The organism is Alienimonas sp. DA493 (genome assembly GCF_043951915.1).
GTDB lineage: Bacteria > Planctomycetota > Planctomycetia > Planctomycetales > Planctomycetaceae > Alienimonas.
In genome coordinates this window covers 1-7,124 of record NZ_JBINJD010000215.1, presented here as the reverse complement: position 1 = coordinate 7,124, position 7,124 = coordinate 1, and the positions used below count along the sequence as shown (strand labels likewise).

The following is a 7,124-nucleotide window of genomic DNA, read 5'->3' as shown; positions in this document are numbered from 1 at the left end:
ACGGTGGCCGGGTCGATCGACTCGACCACCTCCAGCTCCACCAGCCGCTCGGCCAGCAGCTTCATCGTCCAGCGGGCGCGGCCATCAGGAGCCGGCGAGCAGGCGACGGCGATCAGCTGCGCCTCCTGCGCCCCGTCGAGCTTGCGGTACTGCCGGCCGGTCGGCTTTTTGCGATGCAGCGTGGCGTCGAGCCCCTCGGCGACGAACTGCTGCCGCACCCGGCGGGCGGTCATGGCCGAGCAGCCGAGCTCCCGGCCGATTTGCACGTCGCTGGCGGCGTCGGGGCCGTCCGCGTCGGCCTTCAGCAGGATGCGGGCCCGCATCAGCATCCGGGCGGGGTGCGTGCCGGTGCGGATCAGGCGGTCGAGCGTCGCCCGCTGCTCGCCGGTGAGCCGAACCGCGACCTTGTGAGGCGGGGCCATGAACATCCTCCGTGGGGAAACCGCCGCGGAGAATATCTATCTATTCGGATCAGATGCAACGCTCCACTAGTCGCCGGCCCCCGCGGCGCCGAGTTCCGCCAGCGTCATGACGCACCGCGAGTGGTACAGGGGGCCGCTTTCGCACAGGAAGCCGGTGTGTCCGCCGGTCGCGGTCCGCTTGCGGACCAGGTGCGGGCAGGCGTCCCAGTCGAACTGTTCGTAGGTCTCCAGCGGGACGAACGGATCGTCGTCGGCGACGATCAGCAGCGTGGGAACCTTGATCTTGCCGAGCCGGTGGCCGGCGCTGTCCTCGTGGTAGTAGTCCTCCACCGCGTCGAAGCCCCGGCGGGGAGCGGTGAAGGTGGCGTCGAACTCCCAGACGGAGCCGGCGCTGTCCACGGCGGCGAGTTCCTCCTCGCTGACCCCGCCGGGGCTGAGGTGGATCTGGTCTCGCATGCGCTTGAGCAGGTACGCCTCGTACACGTGATTCCGCACGCGGCCCAGCCGCCGGGAGCAGGCGGCGAGGTCCAGCGGGGCGGAGACCGTCACCGCGGCCCGGACCCCGTGCAGGATTTCCGGGTCGGTCGTGGCGAGGGCCTTCAGCAGGATCGACCCGCCGAGGCTGAACCCCACCAGGATGGCGCCGGACTCGAACAGGTCGCGTTCGGTCTCGTCCTCCAGGTATTCCAGCAGGGCCCGCACGTCGCCGGTGCGGCCGGGGTGCAGGTATTCGCTGCACGTCTCATGACTGCGGCCGGCGCCGCGGAAGTTCAGGGCGACGACCCGCAGCCCGGCGCCCAGCAGGTCGGACAGGCAGGCTCGCACGTAGGCGCTCTCCGCGTCCCCGCCCAGCCCGTGCAACAGCACGACCAGCGGACGGCCCGGCCGCTCGACCTCCGGCAGAAACAGGTCCGCGGCGAGGCGGTCGCCGGTGCCGTCGGAGGTGGGAATCTCCAGCGCCTCGCTGGGGCCGTCGTCCGCGCTGCGGCCGGCCACCGGCGAGAACGCCGGGATCTCCCCGAACACCTGGGCCGAGGCGGTGTGGAGATGCCCCGCCCCCGGCGTCCCCAACCACTTCGCCGGGTAGTCCGGCAGGTCGGCGGCGGCGAACCGGATCGGGGCGGCGTTCATGGCAGAGTGTACCGGGCGACGCCCGCCCGGCCGGGCCTCATCCCGCCACCTTGGCCGACGGCGTGACGGCGAACCGCTTCTCCGCGGACTCGAGGACCGCGGCGAGCCGGCCGTTCCCCGATCCCGAGGAAGACCGGCGGCCGCGGCCGGTCTCCACGGCGGTCTTCAGTTGTTCCGCGGAGAGGTCGTCGGCGAAGCGGTCGATCAGGTCGGCGAGCTGGTCGTCGGTCAGCGAGTCGATCTCCCCGCCGAGGGTGTCGGATTCGCTCTGCATTTCCTTGGCGTACCGCTCCAGGTCCTCCTTGCCGACGCGGGCGCAGAAGTCGCCGAAGGTCTCCCCGCCGGGCTGGCCGACGTTGCGGCCGGCCTGCTTGAAGTAGGCCAGGGCGGGGGAGACGACCTCCGCGATCTGCTCCAGCGGGACCATGTCCCTGTACAGGAAGCCCAGCCGGGTGCCGTCCACGCGGCCGCCGAGGTACAGCGTGTATTTGTTGCGGGCCTTGCCCACGAGGCCGATGTCCGGCGTGTAGGGCCGGGCGCAGCCGTTCGGGCAGCCGGTCATGTGCACGCTGAGGCGTTCGCCGGACAGGCCGTACTGGGCGACGCGGCGCTCGATGTCCTGAAGCACCTGCCCGATGACGCGTTCGCTTTCGGTCACCGCCAGCCCGCAGGTCGGCAGGGCGACGCAGGCCATGCTGTTGCGGCGCATCAGGGACAGCTCCTCCGCCGGCTGGCAGCGGTGCTTGCGGAGGATCTCCCCGACGGCCGGCTTCTGGTCCTCGCGGAATCCGCACAGCACGATGCCCACCAGCGGGGTGATGCGGACCTCGTTGCCGTAGGTCGTCAGCAGTTCCCGCAGGCAGCTCTTCCACTGCCCGCCGCCGTGGGGGTCGTCCTCGTCGAAGTCGGCGATGCGGCCGTCGGGGACGGGCAGGCCGAGGTACCACAGCGTCGTGCCGTCCTCGGCCACGCCCTGCTTCCGCCAGCCGAGGTGGTCGTCCACGTCCGTCACGTCCGCGGCGTGCGGCGGCTCCAGTTTGCGGCCGAGGTCTTCCTCCACCCGTTCGCGGAACCAGTCCAGCCCGCGGTCGTGCACCAGGTACTTCAGACGGGCCCGCTTGCGGTTCTGCCGCTCGCCATGGTCCCGCTGCACCCGGACGACCGCCGCCGTGACCGCCAGCAGGTCGCCGGGCTCGACGAAGCCCAGCCGGCTGCCCAGGCGGGGAAAGGTGTCCTTCTTCGCCGGCGTCATGCCCATCCCGCCGCCGACCAGCACGTTGTACCCGGCCAGCGTGTCCGGGGCGTTCTCGTCGCGGACGGCGATGAAGCCGAGGTCCTGGCTGTACACGTCGACGCAGTTGTCCTCCGGCAGGGCGAAGCCGACCTTGAACTTCCGCGGCAGATAGACCGTGCCGTACAGCGGCTCGACCGCGTCGTTGCCCGCGTCCCGGTCGGCCCCGGGGACCGCCGGCAGGTCCTTCATCGGGTGATGGGCGGTGACGTCGATCTTCTCCGCCTCCGGGTCGTCGGCGTCCCGCAGCCAGATGTTGTAGTAGCTGTTCGTGCGGGGCCGGAGCAGCTTGGCGACTTGCTCCGCGTCCCGCTGCATCGCGTGGCGGACCGGGTCGTCGGTCGGCTCCGGGCAGCACATCGTGTTGCGGCCCACGTCGCCGCAGGCGGCGAAGGTGGACAGCTTGATCCGGTTGATCTCCCGAATCGTCTCCCGGATGTTCGATTTGAGCACCCCGTGCACCTGCAAGCCCTGCCGGCTGGTCGCCCGCACGGTGCCGTTGCCGCACTTCTCGGACAGGTCGATCTCCGCGAGCAACTGCTCCGCGGTCAGCCGCCCGCCGGGCACGCCGGTGCGGACCATCATCATGTACCAGCGACCGTCCTCGTCGTTGGCGATCGTCTTGTCCTTGCGGACGTCGCGGTCGTCCTGCTGGTAGGAGCCGTGGTGCTTGAGCAGTTGCGCGGCGTCGGCGCTGAACTTGGCGCTGTCGTTCGCCAGCTCCTCCGGCAGCGTGCCCTCGAGGTGGTTGGAGCCCCGCTTGAGGTGTTCCAGTTCGCTCACCGCCGGACCGGCGTCGGACTGTTCGCCCTTGTGCTGTTGGGGGGTGCTGTCGGCCATATCTTCGATCCGTAACGCCGAGGCCTCGCGGGGCCGCGGCGTTACCAGTGCGGTGGGGGTGAGATTTCGGGCCCGCATCGTAAGACTCCGGGCGTTCCCCGCACACCCGGACCCCCGTTCCCCCGCGACAAGGCGCCCCCCGATGCCCGCCCGCCCGATCGACGGCAAACAGACCGCCGCCGCCTACCGGGAGCGGGTGGCGGCCGACGTCGCCGCCTTCACGCGGCGGACCGGCGTTACGCCGCACCTGGCCGCGGTGGTCGTCGGCGACAACCCGGCCAGCGCCGTCTACGTCCGCAACAAGCAGCGGGCCTGCGAGAAGGCCGGCATCGGCTCCAGCCTGCACGCCCTGCCGGCGTCCGCCTCGCAGGAGGAACTGCTCTCCCTCGTGCAGGGCTTGAATGCCGACCCGGCGGTGCACGGCATTCTCGTGCAGCTGCCGTTGCCGGAGCAGATGGACGAACGGGCCGTGCTGGACGCGGTCGCCCCGCTGAAGGACGTGGACTGCTTTCACCCGGAGAACGTGGGGTTGCTGTCGCAGGGCCGCCCGCGGTTCGCCCCCTGCACGCCCGCCGGGGTGATGGAGTTGCTGGCCGCCGCCGAGGTCCCCACCGCCGGCCGACGGGCGGTGGTGCTGGGCCGCAGCGAGATCGTCGGCAAGCCGATGGCGATGCTGCTGCTCGCCCGCGGGGCGGACGCCACGGTGACCGTCTGCCACAGCCGCACGCGGGACCTCGCCGCCGTCTGCCGGGAGGCGGACGTCCTCGTCGCCGCGATCGGCCGGGCGAAGTTCGTCACCGCCGAGATGGTCCGACCCGGCGCCGCGGTGATCGACGTGGGCATCAACCGCCTGCCTGAGTCCGAGGGCGGCGGCTTGTGCGGCGACGTGGACTTCGACGCCGTGAACGAAGTCGCCGGCGCCCTCACCCCGGTCCCCGGCGGCGTGGGCCCGATGACGGTCTCCGTGCTGCTGCGAAACACGCTCACCGCGGCCGAACTGCAAACGCAGGGAAAATAGCGTGACGGGCGAGCGTTCAGTGACGGCGCCGCCGCGGGAACTCCCCTCGCCCCCCTTTTGGGGGAGAGGGGCCGGGGGTGAGGGGGCTGTGATCTCCGCCGGCCGTTCACTGTCCGCCAACTCTCACTCCGACGGCTCAACACAGCGAGCGAGGGCGGGCGAACCGTGCGTCACCCTCACTCCCGACCCCTCTCCCTCAAGGGAGAGGGGAGAACGATGAGCGAACCGACCCCCGAACTCCGCGCCGCGGTCCGGCTGAACCTCACGCCCGGCGTCGGACCCCGCACCGCGGAGGTGCTGTGCGGCACCTTCGGCTCCCCCGCCGCCGTGTTCGCCGCCGCCGACGCCGACCTGCGGCGGATCTCCGGCATCGGGGCGAAGGTGGTCGGGGCGCTCCGACGCACGACCGAACGGGACGCCGACGAGGAGCTCCGCCGGGCCGCCGACGCCGGGGTGACGGTGTTGCACCTCGGCGGCCCCGGCTACCCGCCGCTGCTGGCGGAGATCCCCACCGCCCCGCGGGTGCTGTACGTCCGCGGCACGCTGACGCCGAACGACGCCGCGGCGATCGCGATGGTCGGCTCCCGGCGCTGCTCGACCTACGGCGCCCGCACCGCCGGGACCCTGGCCCGTTCGCTGGCCCGGGCCGGGCTGACGGTCGTCAGCGGGATGGCGCTGGGGATCGACGCCGCCGCCCACCGCGGCGCCCTGGAGGCCGGCGGCCGCACCCTCGCCGTCACCGCGACGGGCATGGACACCGTCTACCCGCCCCAGCACCGCGGCCTCGCCGAGGAGATCGCCGCCAACGGGGCGATCGTCACGGAGTTCCCCATGGGTCAGGCGCCGACCCGCGGCCTGTTTCCGCAGCGGAACCGGGTCATCGCCGGGCTGTCGCTGGGCGTGATCCTCGTCGAAGCCGGCCGCAAGAGCGGGGCGCTGCACACGATCCGGCACGCCCTCGAGCAGAACCGCGAGGTGTTCGTCGTGCCCGGTCGAATCGACGACGGCTGCGACGGGTGCCTCGACGCTCTCCGCGACGGCGCCACGCTGATCCGCGACGCCGACGACGTGCTCGCGGACCTCGGCGGGGAGTGGAAACGCCCGCAGACGGCCTCACAACTCTCGTTGACTCTCGGGGCGGGAGACAATCGAGAGTCTGGCGTCGACCCTGCGGCTCCGAAGGAGTCTCCGCGGAGTCTGTCGGACGTTGAGGCGGCGGCGCTTGCCGCGGTGCCTGTCGGCGAGGCGGTGAGCGTCGACGTGGTGATGGAGTCGGAGGCCGTCGAGCAGTTCGGCCCCGGCCGAGCGCTGGCGGCGCTGACCACGCTGGAGATGAAGCGCCTCCTCCGCCGCCTGCCGGGCAATCGCCTGGAGCGGACCTGACGACGCCGGACGCCGGAGGCCGGGCGTCCGCGGGAACCGGCATTCCCCCGGGCGGGCGGTCGGAACTAAGGAAGCGGTTCCGTCGTTTCCCCCGGGACCCGCCCGATGCACTGGCCGCCCGCCGACCGCTCCGCCGATTCGCACGCCGATCTGACCGACGACGCCGGGGGCGACCCGGTCGCGTTCGACGGCGGCCGGCCGGACGACGGCGCCCCGCATGAGGCTGCGGCCGGCGGGGCGTACGAGCCGTCGCCGACCTTCGCGTCGACCTTCGCCGCCTACGACGCCGGGGCCGAGAGCCCATGGCCGAACCGGATCGTCTGGTCCGCCGCCGCCGCCGCCGCGGTGTGCGGCGGGGTCTGGTTCACAGGGCTGTGGGAGGTGCGTCTGGACGAGCCGCCCGCCGGCGCCCTGGCGGAATCGCCCGACGCCGCCCCCCAGGAGGACGCGCTGGGCGAGGGGTGGGCGGAGGACGACTGGCCGGAGAACGGCGCCCCCGGTTCGGAGGCGGACCTGGCGGCGCTGTGGGGCGACGAGCCCGAGCCGGCCGCCGGGCAGCATGAGCACGACCATGAACACGCCGCCGCGTTCGAACTGATGGCGGACGCCCCCGCCGGCGACGCCCTGGACAACGTGAGCCTGACGCCGCCGAAAACGACCCCGGCGCCGGCCCCGGCCGACCCGCTGGTGTCGGCAGACGATCGGTGGAGCGATCCGACCCCGGCCGCCGCCCCGGCGATGCCGGCGCCGCACCGCAACGCCGACGAGCCCGCCGGCGGCCTGTTCGCCTCGACCGCCCGGCCGACGCCCGTCGCCCCGGCCCCGGGCTCCCTGCCCCCGGGCAATCCGCCTCCGGGCAATCCGTCTCCGCGCGGCTCGGCGGACCGACCGGCCGTCAAGACGGTGTCGGCCGAGCCGGCGCCCTCCGATACGCGGGAGGCCGTCTCGCTGGAGGCCGCCTCGGCGTCCGCCTCCAAGGCGAAGCCGGCCGCGGCCCCCGCCGCCGATCCGTTCGGCGGGGACCCCGTGGCGCCGGCCG

5 protein-coding genes and 1 pseudogene are annotated in these 7,124 nt (G+C 72.9%); 3 read left to right on the top strand and 3 right to left on the bottom strand.

Annotated features, from left to right (window positions below; genetic code table 11):
- From ACG2DA_RS20845 to ACG2DA_RS20835, 3 genes are all read right to left on the bottom strand, one after another.
- Nucleotides 1–422: helix-turn-helix domain-containing protein (locus ACG2DA_RS20845; RefSeq protein ID WP_395258376.1), on the bottom strand; the 422-nt coding region annotated here is incomplete at its 3' end.
- A gap of 66 nt (nt 423–488) precedes the next feature.
- The gene (locus ACG2DA_RS20840) at nt 489–1,553 is read right to left on the bottom strand and encodes a YheT family hydrolase (RefSeq protein ID WP_395258374.1); all 1,065 of its coding nucleotides are present in this window, start codon (nt 1,551–1,553) and stop codon (nt 489–491) included.
- A 37-nt stretch (nt 1,554–1,590) separates the two neighbouring features.
- On the bottom strand, nt 1,591–3,684 hold the full coding sequence (locus tag ACG2DA_RS20835; protein ID WP_395258372.1) for an NADPH-dependent assimilatory sulfite reductase hemoprotein subunit: 2,094 nt from the start codon (nt 3,682–3,684) through the stop codon (nt 1,591–1,593).
- Between the two features lie 142 nt (nt 3,685–3,826).
- Here ACG2DA_RS20835 and folD point away from each other — a divergent pair, with 142 nt between their 5' ends.
- The 3 genes and pseudogenes from folD to ACG2DA_RS20820 form a co-directional block, all read left to right on the top strand.
- The gene (gene folD, locus ACG2DA_RS20830) at nt 3,827–4,702 is read left to right on the top strand and encodes a bifunctional methylenetetrahydrofolate dehydrogenase/methenyltetrahydrofolate cyclohydrolase FolD (protein WP_395258371.1); all 876 of its coding nucleotides are present in this window, start codon (nt 3,827–3,829) and stop codon (nt 4,700–4,702) included.
- Between the two features lie 216 nt (nt 4,703–4,918).
- Complete coding sequence (dprA, locus tag ACG2DA_RS20825) at nt 4,919–6,085, top strand: DNA-processing protein DprA (RefSeq protein ID WP_395258369.1); 1,167 nt, start codon at nt 4,919–4,921, stop codon at nt 6,083–6,085.
- 105 nt (nt 6,086–6,190) lie between these two features.
- Nucleotides 6,191–7,124 (top strand): annotated as a pseudogene (locus ACG2DA_RS20820) (hypothetical protein); the annotation flags it as partial.

Coding starts and splice junctions, on each gene's coding strand:
- ACG2DA_RS20835 (WP_395258372.1), bottom strand. CDS start 3,684: ATGGCCGACAGCACCCCCCAACAGCACAAGGGCGAACAGTCCGACGCC.
- dprA (WP_395258369.1), top strand. CDS start 4,919: ATGAGCGAACCGACCCCCGAACTCCGCGCCGCGGTCCGGCTGAACCTC.
- ACG2DA_RS20840 (WP_395258374.1), bottom strand. CDS start 1,553: ATGAACGCCGCCCCGATCCGGTTCGCCGCCGCCGACCTGCCGGACTAC.
- folD (WP_395258371.1), top strand. CDS start 3,827: ATGCCCGCCCGCCCGATCGACGGCAAACAGACCGCCGCCGCCTACCGG.